Origin of the sequence: Rubrivivax sp. JA1026 (assembly GCF_011065555.1) — a bacterium.
Lineage (GTDB): Bacteria > Pseudomonadota > Gammaproteobacteria > Burkholderiales > Burkholderiaceae_C > Rubrivivax > Rubrivivax benzoatilyticus.
Map to the genome: position 1 here is coordinate 122,570 of NZ_JAALCQ010000007.1, position 21,236 is coordinate 143,805.

Sequence of the window (21,236 nt, forward strand, 5' to 3'; positions counted from 1 at the left end):
TCGGAGCGCGCAGTATCGGCGCCGGGCGGGCGCGCACGCTACGCAGTTTTGCGCATCGCGGCAGGGCCGGACCCGGCTGCCTAGAATCCCTGGCCCCTCGCGACGCCAACAGGAGACCGGGATGTCCAGCCCAGAAGACAAGCGCGCCGAGCTGCGTCGCGCCGCGCTCGAGTACCACGAACTTCCGACCCCCGGGAAACTGGCCGTCGCGCCGACCAAGCAGATGGTCAACCAGCGCGACCTGGCGCTGGCCTACTCGCCCGGTGTCGCCTTCGCCTGCGAGGAGATCGTCGCCGACCCGGCGGCCGCCTTCCGCTACACCTCGCGCGGCAATCTGGTGGCCGTCGTCACCAACGGCACCGCGGTGCTGGGCCTGGGCGACATCGGCCCGCTGGCGGCCAAGCCGGTGATGGAAGGCAAGGCGGTGCTGTTCAAGAAGTTCGCCGGCATCGACGTCTTCGACCTCGAGGTCCAGGAGAAGAACCTCGACCGCCTGGTCGAGCACATCGCCGCGCTGGAGCCCACCTTCGGCGGCATCAACCTCGAGGACATCAAGGCGCCGGACTGCTTCTACGTCGAGCGCAAGCTGCGCGAGCGCATGAAGATCCCGGTCTTCCACGACGACCAGCACGGCACGGCGATCGTCGTCGGCGCCGCGGCGCTGAACGCGCTGAAGGTCGTCGGCAAGCGCATCGAGGAGATCAAGGTCGTCGCCAGCGGCGCCGGCGCCGCGGCGCTGGCCTGCCTGGGGCTGCTGGTCAAGCTCGGCGTGCGCCGCGAGAACGTCTGGGTCACCGACCTGGCCGGCGTCGTCTACCAGGGCCGCACCGAGCTGATGGACGAGGACAAGGCCCAGTTCGCCCAGGACACCGCGGCGCGCACGCTGCGCGAAGTGATCGAAGGCGCCGACCTGTTCCTCGGCCTGTCGGCCGGCGGCGTGCTGAAGCCCGACATGGTGCGGGCGATGGCGCCGCGGCCCATCGTCTTCGCGCTCGCCAACCCGACGCCGGAAATCCTGCCGGAAGAGGTCAAGGCGGTGCGCGACGACGCCGTCATCGCCACCGGCCGCACCGACTACCCGAACCAGGTCAACAACGTCCTGTGTTTCCCGTACATCTTCCGCGGCGCGCTGGACTGCGGCGCGACGACGGTGACCGACGAGATGGAGATCGCCGCGGTGCACGCGATCGCCGAGCTCGCCCAGGCCGAGCAGGACGACGCGGTGGCTGCGGCCTACGGCGGCCAGACGCTGTCCTTCGGCGCCGAGTACCTGATCCCCAAGCCCTTCGACGCGCGGCTGATGATCAAGATCGCGCCGGCGGTCGCCGCCGCGGCCCAGGCCAGCGGCGTCGCGCTGCGCCCGATCGAGGACTTCGACGCCTACCGCGAGAAGCTGCAGGCCTTCGTCTACGCCTCGGGCCAGACGATGCGGCCGATCTTCAACATCGCCAAACGCGCCGCCGCGCGCCGCGTCGCCTATGCCGAGGGCGAGGACGAACGCGTGCTGCGCGCGGTGCAGGTCGTCGTCGACGAGGGCCTGGCGCGGCCGACGCTGATCGGCCGGCCGGCGGTGATCGAACGCCGCATCGAGAAGATGGGCCTGCGCATCAAGGAAGGCCTGGATTTCGAGGTGGTCAACGTCGAGCGCGACGACCGCTACCGCGACTTCTGGCAGACCTACCACCGCATGGCCGAGCGCAAGGGCGTGACGCAGCAGGTGGCCAAGATCGAGATGCGTCGGCGGCTGACGCTGATCGGCTCGATGCTGCTGGCCAAGGGCGACGTCGACGCGATGCTCTGCGGCACCTGGGGCACGACGGCCAGCCACCTGCACTACATCGACCAGGTCATCGGCCGGCGCGAGGGCGCCAGCGTCTACGCCTGCATGAACGGGCTGATCCTGCCGGGGCGCCAGGTCTATCTCGTCGACACCCACGTCAACTACGACCCGACGGCCGAGGAGCTGGCCGAGATCGCGGCGATGGCCGGCGACGAGCTGCTGCGCCTGGGCATCCAGCCGAAGGCGGCGCTGCTGTCGCACTCCAACTTCGGCACCAGCGACCAGCCCAGCGCGGTCAAGGTGCGCCGCGCGCTGGCCATCCTGCGTGAACGTGCGCCCTGGCTGGAGGTCGACGGCGAGATGCACGGCGACATCGCGCTGGACGCCCATGCGCGCGCCGCGCTGATGCCGCACAGCACGCTGCAGGGCGACGCCAACCTGCTGGTGCTGCCCAACATCGACGCCGCCAACATCGCCTACAACCTGCTGAAGACGGCCGCCAGCGGCGGCATCGCGATCGGCCCGGTGCTGCTCGGCGCCGCCAAGCCGGTGCACGTGCTGACGCCGTCGGCGACCGTGCGGCGCATCGTCAACATGACGGCGCTGGCCGTCGCGGACGCCAACGTCCTGCGCTGATTTTGCCTGGCTGCGGCGCGCCTCGGAGGCGCGCCGGCAGAGAGGCGGTCAACATGTGGGCGCCTACTCACGTCGCACGCCGCTTGCCTTTTTTTGAGGCAAAACCTTGAGTTTTCCGCGTCCGGGCGGTACCATCGCGGTTTGTTCTTTCAGGGTTGACCCGTGTTCTGGTCCGGTCTGGCCGACAGGAGTGGCGCGCTTCGACAGGCGGTTTGCAGAGGGGCTCTCGCGATCGCCGTGGCCACGAGCCTGGCGTGCGGCGCAGCGGTTCATGCACGCCCGAGTTCGCCCCCGGCCGAAGCGGCCGACGTCGTCTCCCTGAACGAGCTCCCGGCCCAGGCCCAGAAGACCTACCGCCTGATCCACGCTGGCGGCCCCTTCCCGTACCAGAAGGACGGCACGGTCTTCTTCAATCGCGAACGTTTGCTCCCGGCCAAGGCCCGCGGCTACTACCGCGAGTACACCGTGCCGACCCCGGGCGCGCGCAACCGAGGCGCCCGCCGCATCGTCTGCGGCGGCCAGCAGCCGACCGCGCCGGACACCTGTTTCTACACCGCCGACCACTACGCGAGCTTCAGTCGCATCGCGGAAACGGGCGCGCGGTGACACCGATTTCTGAACCCACGAGGAGGCACGCGACCATGCAGTTGCAGACCGTCCGATCCAACATCGTCCAGGCGATACGGGCCTACCGTGTCGACGACCTGATGCAGGCCGCCGGCAGCGCCGGCCAGCATTTCCTCTACGCCAACCTGTCGGCGGCGCAATCCAAGCCGGAGGTGCTGGAGGCGATCGCCGAGGCGTTCCTGTTCCCCGCCCACTTCGGCAAGAACCTCGACGCGCTGTACGACTGCATGACCGACCTGGTGCACAAGGCCGGCCCGCAGCCGGGCTTCGTCGTCGTGCTCGAGCAGATCCCCGACAACCCGCGTTTCGACCGCGAGGCGCGCGAGCAGCTGCTCGACGTCTTCCGCGACGCCGCCGACTTCTGGGGCGAACGGCGGATACCGTTCCGGTGTTTCTATTCTTTTCAGTAGCCCGCTCCCAAGATAACGGGTCATGGGAGCGGGCTGCTGAAACGGCCCAGAACACCACCGCGGCCAAGCCGGCCGCGAAGACGGTCTCGAAGAACGGTCAGAACCCCAACTTCGGCATGAACATGCCGATGATGTGCAGCGCGTTCGACACCGCGGCCTGGCTCAACGCCGCCTGAGGGCGGCGGCGATCGTTCAGCCGGCGGCCACCGCGCGCGCGAGCGCCAGGTAGTCCGCCACCGGCACTTCTTCGGCGCGGCGCTGGAGGTCGAACCCGACCTCGGCGCCGCGTTGTTCCATCCAGCGTCCGAGCGTGTGGCGCAGCAGCTTGCGCCGCTGCGAGAACGCGACCGTCACCAGCTCGCCGAGCAGTGCCGCGTCGACGCCCTCGGGCGCCGGCAGCGGCAGCATGCGCACGATCGCCGAATCGACCCGCGGCGGCGGGTCGAAGGCCTCGGGCGGGACGTCGAGCACCGACTCGATGTCGTAGCGCCACTGCAGCATCACCGACAGCCGGCCGTAGTCCTTGCTGCCGGGGCCGGCGGCCATGCGGTCGACGACCTCCTTCTGCAGCATGAAGTGCTGGTCGACGACGTGCTCCACCGCGTCGAGCAGATGGAACAGGATCGGCGTCGAGATGTTGTACGGCAGGTTGCCGACGACCCGCAGCGGCCGCCCGGCGGCCGCCGCCAGCGCGGCGAAGTCGACCTTCAGCACGTCGGCCTCGACGACCTCCAGCCCTTTCACACGGCGCAGCCGCGCGGCCAGGTCGCGATCGAGCTCGACGACGGTGAGGCGCTCGATGCGCTCGAGCAGCGGCATCGTCATCGCGCCCAGGCCCGGGCCGATCTCGACCATCGCCTCGCCCGGCTGCGGGTCGATGGCGTCGACGATGGCGTCGATGATCGCGTCGTCGGCCAGGAAGTGCTGGCCGAAACGCTTGCGCGGCTGGTGCTTCACGCGGGGCTCAGACCGGGGGCTCGCGGAACTCGATGTACGAGCGGTCGCGCAGGTCCTTGGCCCACTCGGTGTAGGCGTCGTCGAACTTGCGCTCGCGCAGCACGTTGCGCGCCTGCTCGCGCACCTGACGCGCCTCGACGGCCGTGTCGCGGCGCTCGAGCACCTGGATCAGGTGCACGCCGAAGCGTGAACGCACCGGCGGCGACACGCCCTCGATCGGCAGCCGGTTCATCGCCTCCTCGAACTCCGGCACCATCGTGCCGGGCGCGAACCAGCCGAGGTCGCCGCCCGACGGCGCCGAGCCGTCTTCGGAATACTGGCGCGCGACGTCCTCGAAGCGGCGCTGGCCGGAGACGATCTGGCGGCGGAACTCCGCCAGGCGCTGCGCCGCCATCTCGGGCGACACCCGCTCGGACGTGCGCACGAGGATGTGCCGGGCGTGCGTCTGCGTCACGCGCACGGCCATCGTCTCCTTGCGCTCGACGACCTTCAGCACGTGGAAGCCGGCGCCGGAGCGCACCAGCTCGGGCTTGACCTCGCCGGCCGGCACGTCGCGCACGGCCTCGACGAACAGGTCCGGCAGCCGCGCCGACGGGCGCAGGCCGATGACGCCGCCACGCTCCTGGTTCGCGTCCTCGGAGATCTCGCGTGCGACCGCGGCGAAGTCCTCGCCGCCGCGCACCCGCGCCAGCGCCTGCTCGGCGCGCGCCTTGCGCGCCGCCAGCACCTGCTCGTCGCCGCCCTCGGGCACGATGACCAGGATCTGCGCGATGTTGAGCTCGACGTCGGCCTGGGTGGCGATGTTCTGCTGCGCCAGGTAGCGGTCGACCTCGCCGTCGGTGACGCGGATGCGCTGGTAGACCTCGCGCTCGCGCACACGCTCGATGAGGATCTGGTCGCGCAGGTTGGCGCGGAAACGCGCGTAGTCCAGGCCGTCGGCGCGCAGGCGCTCGCGCAGCTGGTCGGCCGTCAGCTGGTTCTGCGCCGCGACGCTCTGGATCGCGCGGTCGACCTCCGGGTCCTCGACACGGATGCCGCTGTCGCGCGCATAGGTGACGATCGCACGCTCCTCGATCAGGTCGTCGAGCACACGCTTGCGCACCACCTCCAGCGACGGCTGCGCGCCGCTGCGGGCGGCCGCCTGCAGCACGCGCTGCACACGCGACTCGACCTCGGCGGCGGTGACGGCCTCCTGGTTGACGATGGCGACGATGTAGTCGCCGTTGCGCTCGCGCTGCTGGGCGGAGGCCCCGAGGGCCGCGGCGCACAGCGCGAGCGCCAGCGCGGCGCGGCGCCAGACGTGGATGGAATCGGTCATTCGGCGGAGGAGATGGGGTCGCGGCGGTCTTCGCGCAGCAGGGTGTAGCCCGGGATATTGTCCTTCAAGACCCCGAGCGGATTGGAGCCCAGGCGCGACAGGCCGACGAGCTCGAGCTGGAACATCAGCCGGGTCGTGGCCTCGCTGCGCCCGGTGGACAGCCGCTCGGCGACGAAGCGCCCGATCCAGCAGCCGGCGTCGTACTCGACGCCGAGGATCGAGTCGGTGATGCGGCTGTCGCGCATGCTGTAGTTGAAGCGCCCCACGCCGTACCAGGTGCCGCTGCAGCTGCCGGCGCCGGCGGCCGCCGCGACGCCGGAGCGTGCGCCGCGGTCGGTCGCGGTCGGCACGCGGCCCCACAGCGGCCACTGCCAGCCGACCTCGACCTGCTCGCTCAGCCCGCGCGCGAAGCGGTAGGTGGTGCTGATCGTGCGGAACGGCCCGGGCGAGTAGCGCGCCCCGACCACCGAGCGCACGGTGCGCGAGATCTCGGGGCTGTACTGCACCGTGCCGTCCAGCGTCCAGGACGGCAGCAGCGAGGTCGAGCCCAGCAGCAGCACGTCGGAGAAGCGGCGGTCGTAGGTCTGGCCGTCGGGCGTGCCGTCGGCCTGGAGGGTCACGCGCTGGTCGGTGAACAGGTAGCGCTGCACGACGCCCAGGCGGAACAGCTCCTTGCCGTTGCCGGCGTCGACGACACGCGAGGTCACGCCGGCGGTCAGCTGGTTGGCGTCGGACACCCGGTCGACGCCCGAGAAGACGTTGGGCGAATAGATCGACTGGAAGTTGAAGTCCTTGCCGAAGGAGTCGAAGTTCGGCAGGTCGGACTGCTTCTCGTAGGGCGTGCGCACGTACAGCAGGCGAGGCTCCAGCGTCTGGCGCAAGGCGCGGCCGAAGCCCGAGGTCTCGCGTTCGAGCTCGACGCCGAAGTCCAGGCTGAAGGTCGGCACCGAGCGCGAGGCGCTGCGGTCGCCGTCGGCCATGCGCTGGTCGGTGCGGTAGCCGGCGGCGTTGAGTGCCAGCCGCGGCTCCAGCCACCAGCCGGGGGCGCCGAAGCGGTGGGCCACCGACGCCAGCAGGTGCACGCGGTCACCGGTCAGGCGCGTGCCGTCGTCCTCGCCGGAGGGCAGCGTGAAGCGGTTGAACTCGGTCTCGGCGCTGTAGTCCAGGCCCGCGGCGCTGCCGCCCAGGCGCACGCCGGTCTGCGGGCTGCGCTGGTACGGCGAGAACACACGCTGGTCGCTGTCCTGCAGCACCTGCCAGCGCTGCACGCGCAGGTAGGCCAGGCCTTCGGCGTCGCCCAGGCGCAGCGGCTGCTCGACGTCGGCGGCCGAGCTGAGCAGGCGCGGCGTCAGGCTGCGGCGGGTGTCGGGGAAGTCCTTCCACCAGCCGTCGTCGGAGACGCGGCGCAGGTCGGCGGCATAGGTCGCCGAGCTGCCGAGGCGGCCCTCGTGCTGCCAGTGCCAGGCGCTGCGCGAACGGCCGGCGACACGATCGTTGGGCAGCAGGTCCAGGTCCAGCGTGCCGCCGAGCGAAGGCTCGAGGTAGCGGAACTGGCTCTGCACGCCCAGCCCGCGGCGGGTGGACAGCCAGGGGGCGATCGTCGCGTCGCGGTTCGGCGCGATGTTCCAGTAGTAGGGCACCGTCAGCTCGAGGCCGCTGCGGCTGTCCAGGCCGATCGACGGCGGCAGCCAGCCCGACTTGCGCTCGTCGGTCAGCGGGAAGCTGATCTCCGGGCCGGCGAGGATGGGCGTGCCCAGGAAACGCAGCACGGCGCCTTCGGCGACACCTTCGTTGGCGTCGAAGTCCATGCGCACCTCGCGCGCCTCGAGCACCCAGGCGGGCTCGGCACCGCCGTCGCGCGGGCAGCTGGTGTACAGCGCGTTCTTCAGCTGAGCGCGCGAGCTGTCGAGAAAGTCGATGCGGTCGGCACGGCCGCCGGAGCCGAACTGCAGCAGCTCGAACTCGGGCTCGAGGAAGAAGCCCTCGAAGCGCTGCACGCGCAGCTGCAGCTCGGGGCCCCAGTAGACCGAGCCTTCGCGCTCGATGCGCACATGGCCGCGCGCGACGGCCAGGTCCTCGGCCTGGTCGTAGCTCAGGCGGTCGGACTGGATGACGGTGCCGCCGCGGCGGAACTCGGCGTCGCCTTCGGCGACGGCGTCGAGGTTGGGGCGCGCGCGGATCTCGTTCGCGCGCAGCACGATCGGCAGGCGACGGCCCGCCTCGCCGCCGGGCGCGGGCTGGAGCTTGCGGTCGGGGATCAGCTGCGGCGGGGACGGCGGCCCGTTTTCGGCCGGGGCATCCGGGGCTTGCGCCCGGACACCCGCGCCGACGAACGCCAATCCCGCCGCCAGCGCCAGCGGTGTCAGTCGCATTTGTAGAATCGATTATCCATGAGCGACAGCCTGCCCACCGCCGTCGTCGCGTGGCCCGACGAGGGCCGCCGACTCGCCTTCGAGCGCTGGCTCGACACCATCGCCGAGCGCCACCGCATCGACCGCGCCTCGCTCGTGCCCGCCTCCGCCGACGCCAGCTTCCGCCGCTACCTGCGCGTGGCCGCCGGCCGCGGCAGCCTGATCGTGATGGACGCGCCGCCGCCGCAGGAGGACGTGCGCCCCTTCGTGCACGTCGCCGGCCTGATCGAGGCCGCCGGGCTGAATGCGCCGAAGGTGCTGGAGTGCGACGCCGAGCAGGGTTTCCTGCTGCTCACCGACCTCGGCCGCAGCCTGTACCTGGACGCGCTGCGCGACACCGAGGGCCGCCATGCCGACACGCTGATGCGCGACGCGCTGCGCGCGCTGGTGCAGTTCCAGGGCCATGTCGACGCCTCGACGCTGCCCGAGTACGACGAGGCGCTGCTGCGCCGCGAGCTCGCGCTGTTCCCCGAGTGGTGCGTGCAGCGCGAGTTCGGCATCACCTGGGGCGACAAGGAACACGCGGCCTGGAACCGCGTCTGCGACGCGCTCGTCGCCAGCGCGCTGGCGCAGCCGCAGGTGGCCGTGCACCGCGACTGGATGCCGCGCAACCTGATGGTCGCCGAGCCCAACCCCGGCATCCTCGACTTCCAGGACGCGGTGCGCGGCCCGATCACCTACGACGTGGCGTCGATGCTGCGCGACGCCTTCCTGTCCTGGGACGAGGCGCAGGAGATCGACTGGGCCGTGCGCTGGTGGGAGCAGGCGCGCCGCGCCGGGCTGCCGCTGGGCGACACGATGGGCCACGACTTCGGCGAGTTCTGGCGCGCGCTCGAATGGATGGGGCTGCAGCGCCACCTGAAGGTGCTGGGCATCTTCTGCCGCCTGAAGCACCGCGACGGCAAACCTCGCTACGCCGAGGACCTGCCGCGTTTCTTCGACTACGCGACCCGGGTCGCGATGCGCTACGCGCCGCTGAAGCCGCTGCTGCCGCTGCTGCAGCCGCTGTCGGGCCGGCGCGTCGAGACCGGCTTCACGTTCTAGCCCGGAATCCTCGCGGCAGGACGGATCCCGCACCGGCGATAGCGCCGAACTGGCAGCGCATGACGGTGCTCGGCATGGCCGGAGAGGCGCAGAACCACCCGTCGGACTGACCGGAGCCTCCCTCGCGGAGGGAGGCTGGAGGGAGCCGTCGAACGAGCTGGAGCACCCTCTCGGAGGGGACTCGGGGAGCCATCGCCCAGGCGCCTGCGCGGCAGAAGCCGCGCAGGCTCCTAGGCCACCAGCGCCAGCGGGCCGCCGCAGGCGGCCAGCCAGGGGTCGCGGTCGTCGCCGCCGAAGGCCTGCACCAGGAACTCGATCAGCGCGCGTGTGCGCGCCGGCACGTGCTTGCGGCTGGGCATCGCGGCCCAGATCGACAGCCCCGCCAGGCGCCACGACGGCAGCACACGCTCGACACGGCCGGCAGCCAGCGCCTCGTCGAGCATCAGCGTCGGCAGCGCGGCGACGCCCAGCCCGGCCTGGGCGGCGGCGAGCTGGGTCTGCAGGTCGTCGCAGTGCAGCGCGCCGGCCTGCTCGGGCACCACCGTCTCGGCGGCCTCGCCGGCGTCGCCGCGGAAGAACACCAGCCCGCGCGGCTGCACACCCGGCTGGAACAGCAGCTCGTGGCGCGACAGGTCGCGCGGGTGGCGCGGCCGGCCGTGGCGCGCCAGGTAGCTCGGCGCGGCGCAGAGCAGCACCTCCGAACGCGCCAGCCGGCGCGCGACGAAGTCGCCGTCGATCGGCCCGCGCAGCGTCAGCAGCGTGACGTCGTAGTCCTCGTCGACGGTCTCGACACGGCAGGGCGACACCAGATCGATCGACAGCCTGGGATGCTGGGCCGAGAAGCGCGCCAGGTGGCGCACCAACTGGTGCGCCGCCAGCGCCGACGGGCACAGCAGGCGCAGCGGCCCGCTCAGCTCGCGCGTCGATTCGCCGGCCAGCGCGTCGGCCTCGTCGACGTCGGCCAGGATGCGGCGTGCACGCTCCAGGTAGCTCTCGCCGACCTCGGTCAGCGCGACGCGGCGCGTGGTGCGGTTCAGCAGCCGCGCGCCCAGGTGCGCCTCGAGTTCGGCGACGACCCGCGTGACGACCGGCGGCGCCATGTCCAGCGCCCGCGCCGCACGCGCGAAGCCGCCTTCGTCGACGACGCGCACGAAGACCTTCATCGCGCGCAGCTGGTCCATCGCGGCTCCCGGCCCTGGGTTCAGCGGAAGGCGGCGACCACCTGCGCCACCGCGGCCGTCAGGCGCTTGGCGTAGGGTACGTGCAGGAACTCGTTGGGCCCGTGGGCGTTGCTCTTCGGGCCCAGCACGCCGCAGACCATCATCTGCGCCTTCGGGAAACCGGCCTGCAGCATGCTCATCAGCGGGATCGTGCCGCCCTGGCCGATGTAGCCGACCGGAGCGCCGAAGTGCGCGTTCGACGCCGCGTTCAGCGCGTCTTCCAGCCATGCCGGCAGCTCGGGCGCGTTCCAGCCGCTGGCGCCCAGCGCGCCGGCGCGGCCGTCGGGCACGAAGGTCACACGCGCGTTGTACGGCGCGTTGTCTTCCAGCAGCGCCTTCAGCCGGATGCTGGCCTCGTGGCCGTCGACCAGCGGCGGCAGGCGCAGGCTGAGCTTGAACGCGGTGTACGGCCGCAGCACGTTGCCGGCGCTCTTCAGCTCGGGGAAACCGTCGACGCCGGTGACGCTCAGCGTCGGCCGCCAGGTGCGGTTGAGCAGGCCTTCGACCGGGTCGGTGGTCGTCGGCAGCGCCGGGTTGCCGTCGGCACCGCAGACCCAGGGCATGCGCTTCCAGACGTCGTCGCCGAGGATCGCCGCGGTGGCCCGGGCCTGGGCGACGCGCGAAGCCGGCACCTCGCAGTGGAAGAACTCGGGCAGCAGCTGGCCGGTCTTCGCGTCCTCCAGCCGGTCGAGCACCTGGCGCAGGATGCGGAAGCTCGACGGCACCAGGCCGCTGGCGTCGCCGGAGTGGATGCCCTCGGTCAGGATCTCGACCTTCAGCACGCCGCTGACCATGCCGCGCAGGCTGGTCGTCAGCCAGAGCTGGTCGTAGTTGCCGGCGCCGCTGTCCAGGCAGACGACGAGGCCGACCTCGCCGAGGCGGGGCTTCAAGGCGTCCAGATAGGCCGGCAGGTCGTGCGAGCCGCTTTCCTCGCAGGTCTCGATGACGCCGACGCAGCGCGGGTGCGCCGTGCCCTGGGCCTTCAGCGCCTCGATCGCGGTGACCGCGGCGTAGATCGCGTAGCCGTCGTCGGCGCCGCCGCGGCCGTAGAGCAGGCCGTCGACGTACTTCGGCGTCCAGGGGCCCAGGTCGTGGCGCCAGCCGCTGAACTCGGGCTGCTTGTCCAGGTGGCCGTAGAACAGCACCGTGTCGCTCGCCGCGCCGGTGGCCGCGACCTCGAAGAAGATCACCGGCGTGCGCCCGGGGATGCGCACGATCTCGATCGAGAGACCCGGCACGCGGCGCGATTCGACCCAGGCCACGGCGTCCTGCACGACGCGTTCGATGTGGCCGTGGGCCTGCCAGTCGGCGTCGAACATCGGGCTCTTGGCCGGCACGGCGATGTAGTCGGTGAGGGCGGGCACGATGCGCTCGTCCCAGGCGCGGTCGACGAAGTCGGCCAGCGGCAGGTGGCGGTCGGGTGCGTTCATGGGCGGCTCCTGCGTGAATCGGGCAATCCCACCAGTGTAGGCCTGCGCCCCCGCGCCCCGAGGGGAAGCCGGGCTTCGCAGCGCCGGGGGCCGCCGCTATCCTGGCCCGATGACGACCGACTTCTTCCGCCTCGAGCTCGCCGACACCGGCGTCGCCCACCTGCAGCTCGCCCGCCCCGAGCGGCTGAACACGATGACGCCGGCCTTCTTCCCGGCGCTGCGCGAGGTCGTCGAGTCGCTCAACGCCGAGGGCCGCACGCGCGTGCTGGTGATCTCGTCGACCGGCAAGCACTTCAGCGCCGGCATGGCGCTGGACGTCTTCGCCAGCGACCTGTCGCTGCTGGACACCGGCAACGCACGCCGGCGGCTGGCCTTCCAGGACTCGCTGCGCCAGCTGATGCGCTGCTTCGACGTGCTGGAGTCGGCGCGTTTCCCGGTCATCGCCGCAGTGCAGGGCGGCTGCATCGGCGGCGCGCTCGACCTGGCCGCAGCCTGCGACCTGCGCGTCTGCTCGGCCGACGCCTTCTTCACCGTGCAGGAGATCCAGATCGGCATGGCCGCCGACCTGGGCGTGCTGCAGCGCCTGCCGAAGATCGTGCCGCCGGGCGTGGCGCGCCAGATGGCCTACACCGGCGAACGTGTCGGCGCCGAACGCGCGCTGGCCGTCGGCCTGGTCAACGCCGTGCTGCCCGACGCCGCGGCGACGCTGGACCACGCCATGACGCTGGCCGCCGAGATCGCCGCCAAGTCGCCGCTGGCCATCGCCGGCAGCAAGCTGGCGCTGAACTACGCCATCGACCACCCGACGGCCGACGCGCTGGAGCAGATGGCGCTGCTGCAGAGCGCGATCTTCGACATCGGCGAGATGGCACAGGCCATCCAGGCCTGGCAGAGCAAGCAGCCGGCGGGCTTCGACCCGCTGGCCCCGGTCCCGCGGGTCTAGGACGCAATGCGGCCAGGGGAAGAACGGGGTCAGGTCTGTTGAGACCTGACCCCTACCACCCGAGCCCCTCCAGGCGTGCCATTGGCGGCGGGACGAACGGACGAACGGACGAACGGGGTCAGGTCTGTTAAGACCTGACCCCTACCCCCGGTGCCGCGCGTCTAGCCTTCGGCTTCGCGCTTCGCACGCAGCGCAGCCAGCACCTCGTCGGTGTCCTGAAGAACGGAAGAACGGGGTCAGGTCTGTTGAGACCTGACCCCTACCCCGGTGCCGCGCGTCTAGCCTTCGGCTTCGCGCTTCGCACGCAGCGCCGCCAGCACCTCGTCGGTGTCCTGGCCCAGCGCCGGCGCGTTGCGGCGGTGGCTGCCCGGCGTGCGCGACAGCTTGGGCACGATGCCGGGCACGGTCAGCGTGCTGCCGTCGGCCATCGTCACCGGCAGCAGCATCTCGCGCGCCGCGTAGTGCGGGTCGTGCGCGATGTCGGCGGCGGTGTAGATGCGGCCGACCGGCACCGCGGCGGCGTCCAGCGCGGCCAGCACCTCGTCGACCGTGCGCCCGGCGGTCCAGGCGCCGATCGCGGCGTCGATCTCCTGCACACGCACGACGCGGCCGGTGTTGTCGGCCAGTGCCGGGTCGGCGGCCAGGTCCTCGCGGCCGATGGCCGTCATCAGCCGGCGGAAGATGCTGTCGCCGTTGCCGGCCACCAGCACCTGGCCGTCGCGGCAGGCGTAGGCGTTGCTCGGCGCGATGCCCGGCAAGGCGCTGCCGGCCGGGCCGCGCACGGCGCCGAAGGCGCTGTACTCGGGCAGCAGGCTCTCCATGCAGTTGAAAACCGCCTCGTAGAGCGCGACGTCGATGATCTGGCCGCGGCCGCTCTGGCCGCGCTCGTGCAGCGCCATCAGCACGCCGATGACGCCGTGCAGCGCCGCCAGCGTGTCGCCGATCGACACGCCGACCCGCACCGGCACGCGCCCGGGTTCGCCGCTCAGGTGACGCAGGCCGCCCATCGCCTCGGCAACGACGCCGAAGCCGGGTTTGTCGCGGTACGGCCCGGTCTGGCCGTAGCCGCTGACACGCAGCACGATGAGCCGCGGGTTGGCCTCCATCAGCGCCTCGGGCGCGAGGCCGAAACCTTCCAGCGCGCCGGGGCGGAAGTTCTCGATCAGCACGTCGGCTTCGAGCGCCAGCTCGCGCACCACGGCCTGGGCCTCGGGGTCCTTCAGGTCCAGCGCCACCGAGCGTTTGTTGCGCGACTGCAGCTGCCACCAGACCGAGGTGCCGTCCTTCAGCAGCCGCCAGCGGCGCAGCGGGTCGCCGCCGTCGGGGGGCTCGATCTTGATGACCTCGGCGCCGAAGTCGGCCAGGGTCTTGGCGGCAAACGGCCCGGCGATCAGCTGGCCGAGTTCGAGCACCTTGAGCCCGGCCAGCGGGCCGCCGGCGGCGGGCTCAGCCCATGCAGAAGACGTTGAGCTTGTGGCCATCGAGATCGCGGAAGTAGCCGGCGTAGAAACCTTCGCCGCGCGGCCCGGCGGCCCCTTCGTCGGCACTGCCGAGTTCGAGCGCCTTGCGGTAGACGCGGTCGACGGCCTCGCGGCTGTCGACCTGGAACGCGACCATCACGCCGTTGCCGACGCTGGCGGCCTGGCCGTCGAAGGGTTTCATCACGCCCAGCATCGGCTGCGCCATCGATCGCCCCCAGGCGTAGCCGCGGCCGAAATCCATCATGCGCTTGGCGCCAATCTCGGCGAGCAGCGTGTCGTAATACGCCGCGGCGCGCGGCAGGTCGTTGGTGCCCAGGGTGACGTATCCGATCACGGCCAGCTCCTCGTGCCAAAGGTGCCCGAGTCTAGGCGCGGCCGGCCGCGCCGGGAGCGCGTGCCGACCCGGCCCCCGCTCACCGCGCTCGAACTGGTGCATCGGGGTCAGGTGCATCGGGTGCATCGGGGTCAGGTGCATCGGGGTCAGGTCCCGTGAGGTGCATCGGGGTCAGGTCCCGTGAGGTGCATCGGGGTCAGGTCCCGTGGGACCTGACCCCGGACGGACGCGGACGGACGCGGCCCGCAGCTGGCAGGATGCATCGGGGATGCATCGGGGTCAGGTCCCGCGGGACCTGACCCCACCCGGCGCTGACCCCACCCGGCGTCGGCTCACCCGCGCTGGAACTTGAACACCGCGACGCTGGCGCGCAGGTTCGGCAGCGTGCGCACGACGCGCCCGGCCTGCAGCCCGAAGGCGTCGCTGATCTGCAGCCCGTTCTTGCGCGCCAGCACCTCGAAGTCGGCATAGGTGCCGACGCGGATGTTGGGCGTGTCGTACCACTCGTAGGGCAGGGCCCGCGTCACCGGCATGCGGCCGCCGACGACACGCACGCGGTTGGGCCAGTGGGCGAAGTTCGGGAAGCTGACGATGCCGATGCGGCCGACGCGCACCGTCTCGTGCAGCATGCGCTCGGCATTGCGCAGATGCTGCAGGGTCTCGATCTGCAGCACGACGTCGAAGCTCTGGTCGTCGAACAGCGCCAGCCCTTCCTCGAGGTTGAGCTGCACGACGTTGACGCCGCGCTGCACACAGGCCAGCACGTTGGCGTCATCGATCTCGATGCCGTAGCCGGTGCAGCCCTTGTGGCGCTGCAGCCAGGCCAGCAGCTCGCCGTTGCCGCAGCCCAGGTCGAGCACGCGGGCACCGTGCGGCACGAGGTCGCCGATGATCTGCAGGTCGCGGCGTTCAGACATGGGCGGCCTCCGTCTTCACCGCGCCGACGCGCGCGGCGACACCCTCGAAGTAGGCGCGCATCACCTGGTGGTAGCGCGGGTCCTCCAGCAGGAAGGCGTCGTGGCCGTGCGGGGCGTCGATCTCGGCGTAGCTGACGGCGATGCGGTTGTCGACCAGCGCCTTGACGATCTCGCGCGAACGCGCCGGCGAGAAGCGCCAGTCAGTCGTGAAGCTGACGACGAGGAACCGTTTGTCGCGTGCCGGCGCGAAGGCCGCCGCGAGCCGGCCACCGTGTTCGCGCGCCGGGTCGAAGTAGTCGAGTGCGCGCGTGATCAGCAGGTAGGTGTTGGCGTCGAAGTAGGCGCTGAACTTGTCGCCCTGGTGGCGCAGGTAGCTCTCGATCTGGAACTCGATCTCCTGCGTGCTGTAGCCCAACTCGGCGGCACGCAGCTCGCGGCCGAACTTGGCCTCCATCGCGTCGTCGGACAGGTAGGTGATGTGGCCGATCATGCGCGCCACGCGCAGGCCGCGCTGGGGCACGACGCCGTGTTCGTAGAAGTGGCCGCCGTGGAAGTCGGGGTCGGTGACGATCGCCCGGCGCGCGACCTCGTTGAAGGCGATGTTCTGCGCCGACAGGTTGGGCGCAGTGGCCACCGCGATGCAGTGCTCCAGGCGCTCGGGGTGGCGCATCGCCCAGGACAGCGCCTGCATGCCGCCCAGGCTGCCGCCCAGCACCGCGGCCAGCTTGGGGATGCCCAGCCGGTCCACGAGGCGCAGCTGCGCGTCGACCCAGTCCTCGACGGTGACGACCGGGAAGTCCGCGCCCCAGGCCTTGCCGGTGGCCGGGTTGACGTGCGTCGGCCCGGTCGAGCCGAAACACGAGCCCGGGTTGTTGACGCCGATGACGAAGAACCGCTCGGTGTCCAGCGGCTTGCCGGGGCCGACCAGGTTGTCCCACCAGCCGGTGGCGCCGCGTTCGTCGACGCCGGCGACGTGGTGGCTGGCGTTGAGCGCATGGCACACCAGCACCGCGTTGCTGCGCTCGGCGTTGAGCGTGCCGTAGGTCTCGTAGACCAGCGAGTAGGAGGGGAGCGACGCCCCGCTGCGCAGCGGCAGCGGCTCGTCGAAGTGCATCGTCTGGGGAGTGACGCGTCCGACCGAAGCCATAAGCAAAAACCCGGCGCCGCCGTCAGCGGGCACCGGGTCTCGGTGTCCTCTTTAGCGGCATTTGTTGAAGCGCCCGCAATCAGGATCAAATCGGCGCTGGAGGAAGGAGTATAGCCACCGGCACATCGCTGCCGGCGCCGCGCGTCAGCCCCTGGGCGGCGCGGTGTCGATGAAGCTGGGGCGTGCCGCCAGCTTCTCGGCCAGCCTGGCCAGGTTCGGGTAGGGGCCGCGCCAGTCGACCTCGGGGAAGCGGAAGTCGAGGTAGCCCAGCGCGCAGCCGACGGCGACGTCGGCCAGCGTGTAGTGGGTGCCGGCGCACCAGGGGCGCTCGCCCAGGCCCTGGCTCATCGCCTTCAGGCTGGCCTGCACCTTGGCCATCTGGCGGTCGATCCAGGCCTGCGAACGCTGGCCTTCGGTGCGGCCGTTCCAGGTGGCTTCGAGGCGGGCGAGGATCAGCGCGTCCAGCACGCCGTCGGCCAGCGCCTCCCAGGTGCGCACCTCGACCCGTTCGCGGCCCGACGGCGGGATCAGCTTGCCGACCGGCGACAGCGCCTCCAGGTACTCGACGATGACACGCGAGTCGAACACCGCCTCGCCGCCTTCCATCACCAGGCAGGGCACCTTGCCCAGCGGGTTGGACTTGAGGATCGTGTCGGTGCCCCAGACGTCTTCCAGCACGAGCTGGAAGTCCAGCTTCTTCTCGGCCATGGCGACGCGCACCTTGCGGACGTAGGGGCTGGTGAGCGAACCGATGAGTTTCATGGGGGGAGGAGAGTTACAGCTTTGGGCTTGCCAGGGCCGATCGATTCTAGCCAAGCCCCCCTGAACCCCCCGGGGCACCCCGCCCCTAGGACCGCTGTAGCGTGAAGTCGACGCTCGCCGGCCGGCCGGGCAGCGCCAGCTCGGCCGTCGCCGGCGCCGCGCGCGACAGCACGCGGCCGCCGCGCACCACCAGCAGGCGCTGGGCGCGCAAACGGATCGCCTCGGCCGGCGAGCGCGCCTGCAGCAGCACGAAGTCGGCGCGGCAGCCGGGCTCCAGCCCGTAGCCCTCCAGCCCGAGGATGCGCGCGTTGTTCACCGTCACCGCGTCGAAACACTGGCGCATGCCGGCCTGCGAGGTCATCTGCGCGACGTGCAGCCCCATCGCCGCCACTTCGAGCATGTCGCCCGAGCCGAGCGAATACCACGGGTCGAGCACGCAGTCGTGGCCGAAGCCGACGTTGACGCCCGCGGCCAGCAGCTCGGGCACGCGCGTCATGCCGCGGCGCTTCGGATACGTGTCGTGGCGGCCCTGCAGCGTGATGTTGATCAGCGGGTTGGCCACCGCGTGCAGCCCGGCCTCGGCCATCAGCGGCAGCAGCTTGCTGACGTAGTAGTTGTCCATCGAGTGCATCGACGTCAGGTGCGAGCCGGTGACGCGGCCCTGCAGCCCCAGGCGCTGGGTTTCGCAGGCCAGCGTCTCGACGTGGCGCGACAGCGGGTCGTCGCTCTCGTCGCAGTGCATGTCCACACGCAGGCCGCGGCGCGCGGCGATCTCGCACAGCAGCTTCACGCTGGCGGCACCGTCCGCCATCGTGCGCTCGAAGTGCGGGATGCCGCCGACGACGTCGACGCCCAGGTCCAGCGCCCGCTCCAGGTTGGCCAGCGCACCCGGCGAACGCAGCACGCCGTCCTGCGGGAAGGCGACGAGCTGCAGGTCGAGGTAGGGCGCGACGCGTCTCTTCACCTCCAGCAGCGCCTCGACGGCCAGCAGCCGCGGGTCGCAGACGTCGACGTGGCTGCGGATCGCCAGCAGCCCGCGCGCCACCGCCCAGTCGCAGTACTGCAGCGCCCGTTCGACCAGCGCCTCCTGCGTCAGCAGCGGCTTGAGTTCGCCCCACAGCGCGATGCCTTCGAGCAGCGTGCCGCTGGCGTTGACACGCGGCAGCCCGTAGCTGAGCGTCGCGTCCATGTGGAAGTGGGCGTCGACGAAAGGCGGGCTGACGAGCCAGCCGCCGCCGTCGACGACCGGCGTGCCTTCGGGCGCGGTGAGCGCGGGGCCGACGGCGGCGATGCGGCCGTCCTGGACGAGCAGGTCGAGGCCGCTGCGGCCGTCGGGCAGGGTGATGTTGCGAACGAGCATGGGGAGGTCGGCAAGGCGGTGGACGCCGCCGAGCATACGGCGGCGACCGGGGCCGAAGATGCGGTCGCCGGCACGCATCACGTTCCGCCCGGACGGGCGGACGACGGCCGACACCGCGCCCGCCGGAAGGTTGCGGGCTTCCCCGCCTGCTTGAGGGTGTGCCGCGCCAGCACGGTGTTCGGTGGCACGCCGTTTGCGCCGGCGCGCCGCGAGCCCGAATCACACCAGGAGGATCCCATGGCCCGAACCCCGCGCCTGCCGGCGCACCACGCCGTCGCAGCCGCCGCGATCGCCGCGCTTCACCTCGGTGCATCCGCACAGTCCGCCGACGACGCCGAAGCCGGCAAGCTGCAGACGATCTCGATCACCGCCGAACGCCGGCTGGAGAACATCCAGGAAGTGCCGAACTCGGTCAGCGTGCTGCAGGGCGAGACGCTGGAGGTGCTGAACACCAGCGGCCAGGACATCCGCATGCTGTCGGCGCGTGTGCCCAGCCTGAACATCGAGTCCTCGTTCGGCCGCGCCTTCCCGCGCTTCTACCTGCGCGGCTACGGCAACACCGACTTCCGCCTGAACGCCTCGCAGCCGGTGTCGCTGGTCTACGACGACGTCGTGCAGGAGAACGCCATCCTGAAGGGCTTCCCGGCCTTCGACCTGGAGCGCATCGAGGTGCTGCGCGGCCCGCAGGGCACGCTGTTCGGGCGCAACACGCCGGCCGGCGTCGTCAAGTTCGACTCGGTGGCGCCGACGCAGCGCTTCGAGGGCTACGGCAGCCTGTCCTACGGCCGCTGGAACACCACCAACCTCGAAGGCGCGCTGAACGTGCCGACCTCCGACAGCTCGGCGCTGCGTGTCTCGGTGCTGAACCAGACGCGCAGCGACTGGGTCGAGAACACCAACCCCGACGGCCCGACGCAGGACCTGGAGGGCTACCGCGACAGCGCCGTGCGCCTGCAGTGGAAGACGCAGCCGACGAAGGACTTCAGCGCGCTGTTCAACCTGCACGCACGCGACTTCGACGGCTCGGCGCGGCTGTTCCGCGCCAACATCATCCAGGCCGGCAGCAACGACCTCGTCGCCGGCTTCGACCCCGGCAAGATCTTCATCGACGGCGTCAACCACTCCGAGCTGCAGAACCACGGCGGCAGCGCCCGGCTGCGCTGGGACCTGGGCCCGGTGGCGCTGTACTCGGTGACCGGCTACGAGAGCGTCGAGACCTACAGCCGCGGCGACATCGACGGCGGCACGCCCGGCGGCCCGGGCGTCATCTACTTCCCGTCGGAGACCGCCGACGGCATCCCGAAACACTCGCAGTGGACGCAGGAGTTCCGCGCCGAGTCGACCGGCGACGCGGCGCTGGGCTGGCAGGCCGGCGTGTTCCTGTTCCGCGAGAACTTCGACTTCGAGAACTTCGGCTACGACTCGCTCAGCGCCGGCAACCCGCAGAACTCGTACGAACGTTCGCGCCAGAAGAACGACGCCTGGGCGGTGTTCGGCGCTGCCACCTGGCAGGCGACGCCGGCGCTGTCGCTGCGTGCCGGGTTGCGCTACACGCGTGACAAGAAGGACTTCGACGTGCTCGAGTACTCGGGCGGGCTGGGCAGCCTGGACAAGATCGCCGCGAACACCGAGGACAAGAAGCTCAGCTGGGACCTGAGCGCGACCTACGCGCTGTCCAGGGACGTCAACCTGTACGCACGCGCCGCCACCGGCTTCCGTGCCAGCAGCGTGCAGGGCGCCGGCGCGTTCAACGGCCAGTCGATCGCCACGCCCGAGACCAACACCTCGTTCGAGGCCGGCGTGAAGGCCGACCTGTTCGAGCGCCGCGCGCGCCTGGCCTTCAACGTCTTCCGCTACACCGTGAAGGACCAGCAGCTCACCGCGGTGGGCGGCGCGGCCAACTCGAACATCCTGCTCAACGCCGACAAGGCCACCGGCCAGGGCTTCGAGCTCGACCTGCAGGCCTACCTCAGCGAGAACCTGCTGGCCACGCTGGGCGTGGGCTACAACCTGACGAAGATCCACGACAAGGACCTGCTCGTCGCCACCTGCGCGCAGTGCACGGTGAACGACCCGAAGACCGTCATCGGCACCACGACCTACGCGCTGATCGACGGCAACCCGCTGCCGCAGGCGCCCAGGCGCACCGTCAGCTTCACGCTGAAGTACACCCAGCCGCTGGCCGCCGGCGACGCCTACGTGCTGACCGACTGGGCCTACCGCAGCGCGGTCAACTTCTTCCTCTACGAGTCCACCGAGTTCACCAGCAAGTCGCTGCTCGAAGGCGGGCTGCGCGTCGGCTACACCTGGGGCAACGGGAAGTACGATGCGGCGGCTTTCGTGCGCAACCTGACGGACCAGGTCCGGGTCGTCGGCGGCATCGACTTCAACAACCTCACCGGCTTCATCAACGACCCGCGGACCTACGGGGTGCAGTTCAAGGCCAGCTTCTGACGACG

General features: G+C 71.2%; 18 protein-coding genes and 1 riboswitch. Of the genes, 7 read left to right on the plus strand and 11 right to left on the minus strand.

Annotated features, from left to right (window positions below; all coding sequences use genetic code 11):
* Positions 1–121: 121 nt before the first annotated feature.
* The 4 genes from G5B56_RS13180 to G5B56_RS13195 all read left to right on the plus strand — a co-directional run bounded on the left by G5B56_RS13180 (position 122) and on the right by G5B56_RS13195 (position 3,629).
* Positions 122–2,416 (plus strand): NADP-dependent malic enzyme, encoded by a 2,295-nt coding sequence (locus G5B56_RS13180; protein WP_164963481.1) that lies wholly within the window; start codon positions 122–124, stop codon positions 2,414–2,416.
* A 237-nt stretch (positions 2,417–2,653) separates the two neighbouring features.
* The gene (locus G5B56_RS13185; protein ID WP_009855809.1) at positions 2,654–3,022 is read left to right on the plus strand and encodes a ribonuclease domain-containing protein; all 369 of its coding nucleotides are present in this window, start codon (positions 2,654–2,656) and stop codon (positions 3,020–3,022) included.
* A gap of 35 nt (positions 3,023–3,057) precedes the next feature.
* A complete protein-coding gene (locus tag G5B56_RS13190; protein WP_009855810.1) occupies positions 3,058–3,453 on the plus strand; it encodes a barstar family protein in 396 nt (131 codons plus the stop codon).
* On the plus strand, positions 3,432–3,629 hold the full coding sequence (locus G5B56_RS13195; RefSeq protein WP_138938762.1) for a hypothetical protein: 198 nt from the start codon (positions 3,432–3,434) through the stop codon (positions 3,627–3,629). The genes G5B56_RS13190 and G5B56_RS13195 overlap by 22 nt, the downstream gene beginning before the upstream one ends.
* A 16-nt stretch (positions 3,630–3,645) precedes the next feature.
* Here the strand turns inward: G5B56_RS13195 and rsmA are convergent, their stop codons facing one another.
* From rsmA to G5B56_RS13210, 3 genes are read right to left on the minus strand one after another with little or no spacing between them, the layout of a single operon-like run.
* A complete protein-coding gene (gene rsmA, locus G5B56_RS13200) occupies positions 3,646–4,410 on the minus strand; it encodes a 16S rRNA (adenine(1518)-N(6)/adenine(1519)-N(6))-dimethyltransferase RsmA (protein WP_009855811.1) in 765 nt (254 codons plus the stop codon).
* Between the two features lie 7 nt (positions 4,411–4,417).
* On the minus strand, positions 4,418–5,728 hold the full coding sequence (locus G5B56_RS13205; protein WP_009855812.1) for a peptidylprolyl isomerase: 1,311 nt from the start codon (positions 5,726–5,728) through the stop codon (positions 4,418–4,420).
* Positions 5,725–8,100, minus strand: a complete 2,376-nt coding sequence (locus tag G5B56_RS13210; RefSeq protein ID WP_164963482.1) for an LPS-assembly protein LptD — start codon at positions 8,098–8,100, stop codon at positions 5,725–5,727. The genes G5B56_RS13205 and G5B56_RS13210 overlap by 4 nt, the downstream gene beginning before the upstream one ends.
* 18 nt (positions 8,101–8,118) lie before the next feature.
* Here G5B56_RS13210 and G5B56_RS13215 point away from each other — a divergent pair, with 18 nt between their 5' ends.
* Positions 8,119–9,183 (plus strand): aminoglycoside phosphotransferase family protein, encoded by a 1,065-nt coding sequence (locus tag G5B56_RS13215; protein ID WP_164963483.1) that lies wholly within the window; start codon positions 8,119–8,121, stop codon positions 9,181–9,183.
* Between the two features lie 230 nt (positions 9,184–9,413).
* On the opposite strand, the gene G5B56_RS13220 is transcribed toward G5B56_RS13215, so the two are convergent.
* Together G5B56_RS13220 and G5B56_RS13225 are read right to left on the minus strand one after the other, a co-directional pair.
* Positions 9,414–10,364: a LysR family transcriptional regulator gene (locus G5B56_RS13220; protein WP_164963484.1), complete on the minus strand. Its 951-nt coding sequence runs from the start codon at positions 10,362–10,364 to the stop codon at positions 9,414–9,416.
* Between the two features lie 20 nt (positions 10,365–10,384).
* Positions 10,385–11,833, minus strand: coding sequence for a M20 family metallopeptidase (locus tag G5B56_RS13225; RefSeq protein ID WP_164963485.1), 1,449 nt, complete (start codon positions 11,831–11,833; stop codon positions 10,385–10,387).
* Positions 11,834–11,942: 109 nt separating this feature from the next.
* Here G5B56_RS13225 and G5B56_RS13230 point away from each other — a divergent pair, with 109 nt between their 5' ends.
* The gene (locus G5B56_RS13230) at positions 11,943–12,776 is read left to right on the plus strand and encodes an enoyl-CoA hydratase-related protein (protein ID WP_009856182.1); all 834 of its coding nucleotides are present in this window, start codon (positions 11,943–11,945) and stop codon (positions 12,774–12,776) included.
* Positions 12,777–13,054: 278 nt separating this feature from the next.
* Here G5B56_RS13230 and G5B56_RS13235 read toward each other — a convergent pair whose 3' ends face one another.
* From G5B56_RS13235 to G5B56_RS13260, 6 genes are all read right to left on the minus strand, one after another.
* Complete coding sequence (locus tag G5B56_RS13235; protein ID WP_029719065.1) at positions 13,055–14,257, minus strand: CaiB/BaiF CoA-transferase family protein; 1,203 nt, start codon at positions 14,255–14,257, stop codon at positions 13,055–13,057.
* Complete coding sequence (locus G5B56_RS13240; RefSeq protein WP_009856180.1) at positions 14,223–14,591, minus strand: VOC family protein; 369 nt, start codon at positions 14,589–14,591, stop codon at positions 14,223–14,225. Before G5B56_RS13240 ends, G5B56_RS13235 begins: the two co-directional genes overlap by 35 nt.
* A 332-nt stretch (positions 14,592–14,923) precedes the next feature.
* Positions 14,924–15,508 (minus strand): methionine biosynthesis protein MetW, encoded by a 585-nt coding sequence (metW, locus tag G5B56_RS13245; protein WP_164963486.1) that lies wholly within the window; start codon positions 15,506–15,508, stop codon positions 14,924–14,926.
* Complete coding sequence (locus G5B56_RS13250) at positions 15,501–16,655, minus strand: homoserine O-acetyltransferase (protein ID WP_164963487.1); 1,155 nt, start codon at positions 16,653–16,655, stop codon at positions 15,501–15,503. Before G5B56_RS13250 ends, metW begins: the two co-directional genes overlap by 8 nt.
* Before the next feature lie 30 nt (positions 16,656–16,685).
* A riboswitch (SAM riboswitch) is annotated at positions 16,686–16,762 on the minus strand.
* 37 nt (positions 16,763–16,799) lie between these two features.
* Positions 16,800–17,417, minus strand: coding sequence for a glutathione S-transferase family protein (locus G5B56_RS13255; RefSeq protein WP_164963488.1), 618 nt, complete (start codon positions 17,415–17,417; stop codon positions 16,800–16,802).
* Between the two features lie 85 nt (positions 17,418–17,502).
* Positions 17,503–18,777: an amidohydrolase family protein gene (locus G5B56_RS13260; protein WP_164963489.1), complete on the minus strand. Its 1,275-nt coding sequence runs from the start codon at positions 18,775–18,777 to the stop codon at positions 17,503–17,505.
* A 237-nt stretch (positions 18,778–19,014) separates the two neighbouring features.
* Here G5B56_RS13260 and G5B56_RS13265 point away from each other — a divergent pair, with 237 nt between their 5' ends.
* Complete coding sequence (locus G5B56_RS13265; protein ID WP_164963490.1) at positions 19,015–21,231, plus strand: TonB-dependent receptor; 2,217 nt, start codon at positions 19,015–19,017, stop codon at positions 21,229–21,231.
* The last annotated feature ends 5 nt before the right edge of the window (positions 21,232–21,236 follow it).

Bases quoted from the DNA above. Each gene is read 5' to 3' on its own strand.
- G5B56_RS13180 (WP_164963481.1), top strand. From the start codon at position 122: ATGTCCAGCCCAGAAGACAAGCGCGCCGAGCTGCGTCGCGCCGCGCTC.
- G5B56_RS13190 (WP_009855810.1), top strand. From the start codon at position 3,058: ATGCAGTTGCAGACCGTCCGATCCAACATCGTCCAGGCGATACGGGCC.
- G5B56_RS13205 (WP_009855812.1), bottom strand. From the start codon at position 5,728: ATGACCGATTCCATCCACGTCTGGCGCCGCGCCGCGCTGGCGCTCGCG.
- G5B56_RS13210 (WP_164963482.1), bottom strand. From the start codon at position 8,100: ATGCGACTGACACCGCTGGCGCTGGCGGCGGGATTGGCGTTCGTCGGC.
- G5B56_RS13215 (WP_164963483.1), top strand. From the start codon at position 8,119: ATGAGCGACAGCCTGCCCACCGCCGTCGTCGCGTGGCCCGACGAGGGC.
- G5B56_RS13220 (WP_164963484.1), bottom strand. From the start codon at position 10,364: ATGGACCAGCTGCGCGCGATGAAGGTCTTCGTGCGCGTCGTCGACGAA.
- G5B56_RS13225 (WP_164963485.1), bottom strand. From the start codon at position 11,833: ATGAACGCACCCGACCGCCACCTGCCGCTGGCCGACTTCGTCGACCGC.
- G5B56_RS13230 (WP_009856182.1), top strand. From the start codon at position 11,943: ATGACGACCGACTTCTTCCGCCTCGAGCTCGCCGACACCGGCGTCGCC.
- G5B56_RS13235 (WP_029719065.1), bottom strand. From the start codon at position 14,257: ATGGCCACAAGCTCAACGTCTTCTGCATGGGCTGAGCCCGCCGCCGGC.
- metW (WP_164963486.1), bottom strand. From the start codon at position 15,508: ATGTCTGAACGCCGCGACCTGCAGATCATCGGCGACCTCGTGCCGCAC.
- G5B56_RS13250 (WP_164963487.1), bottom strand. From the start codon at position 16,655: ATGGCTTCGGTCGGACGCGTCACTCCCCAGACGATGCACTTCGACGAG.
- G5B56_RS13255 (WP_164963488.1), bottom strand. From the start codon at position 17,417: ATGAAACTCATCGGTTCGCTCACCAGCCCCTACGTCCGCAAGGTGCGC.
- G5B56_RS13260 (WP_164963489.1), bottom strand. From the start codon at position 18,777: ATGCTCGTTCGCAACATCACCCTGCCCGACGGCCGCAGCGGCCTCGAC.
- G5B56_RS13265 (WP_164963490.1), top strand. From the start codon at position 19,015: ATGGCCCGAACCCCGCGCCTGCCGGCGCACCACGCCGTCGCAGCCGCC.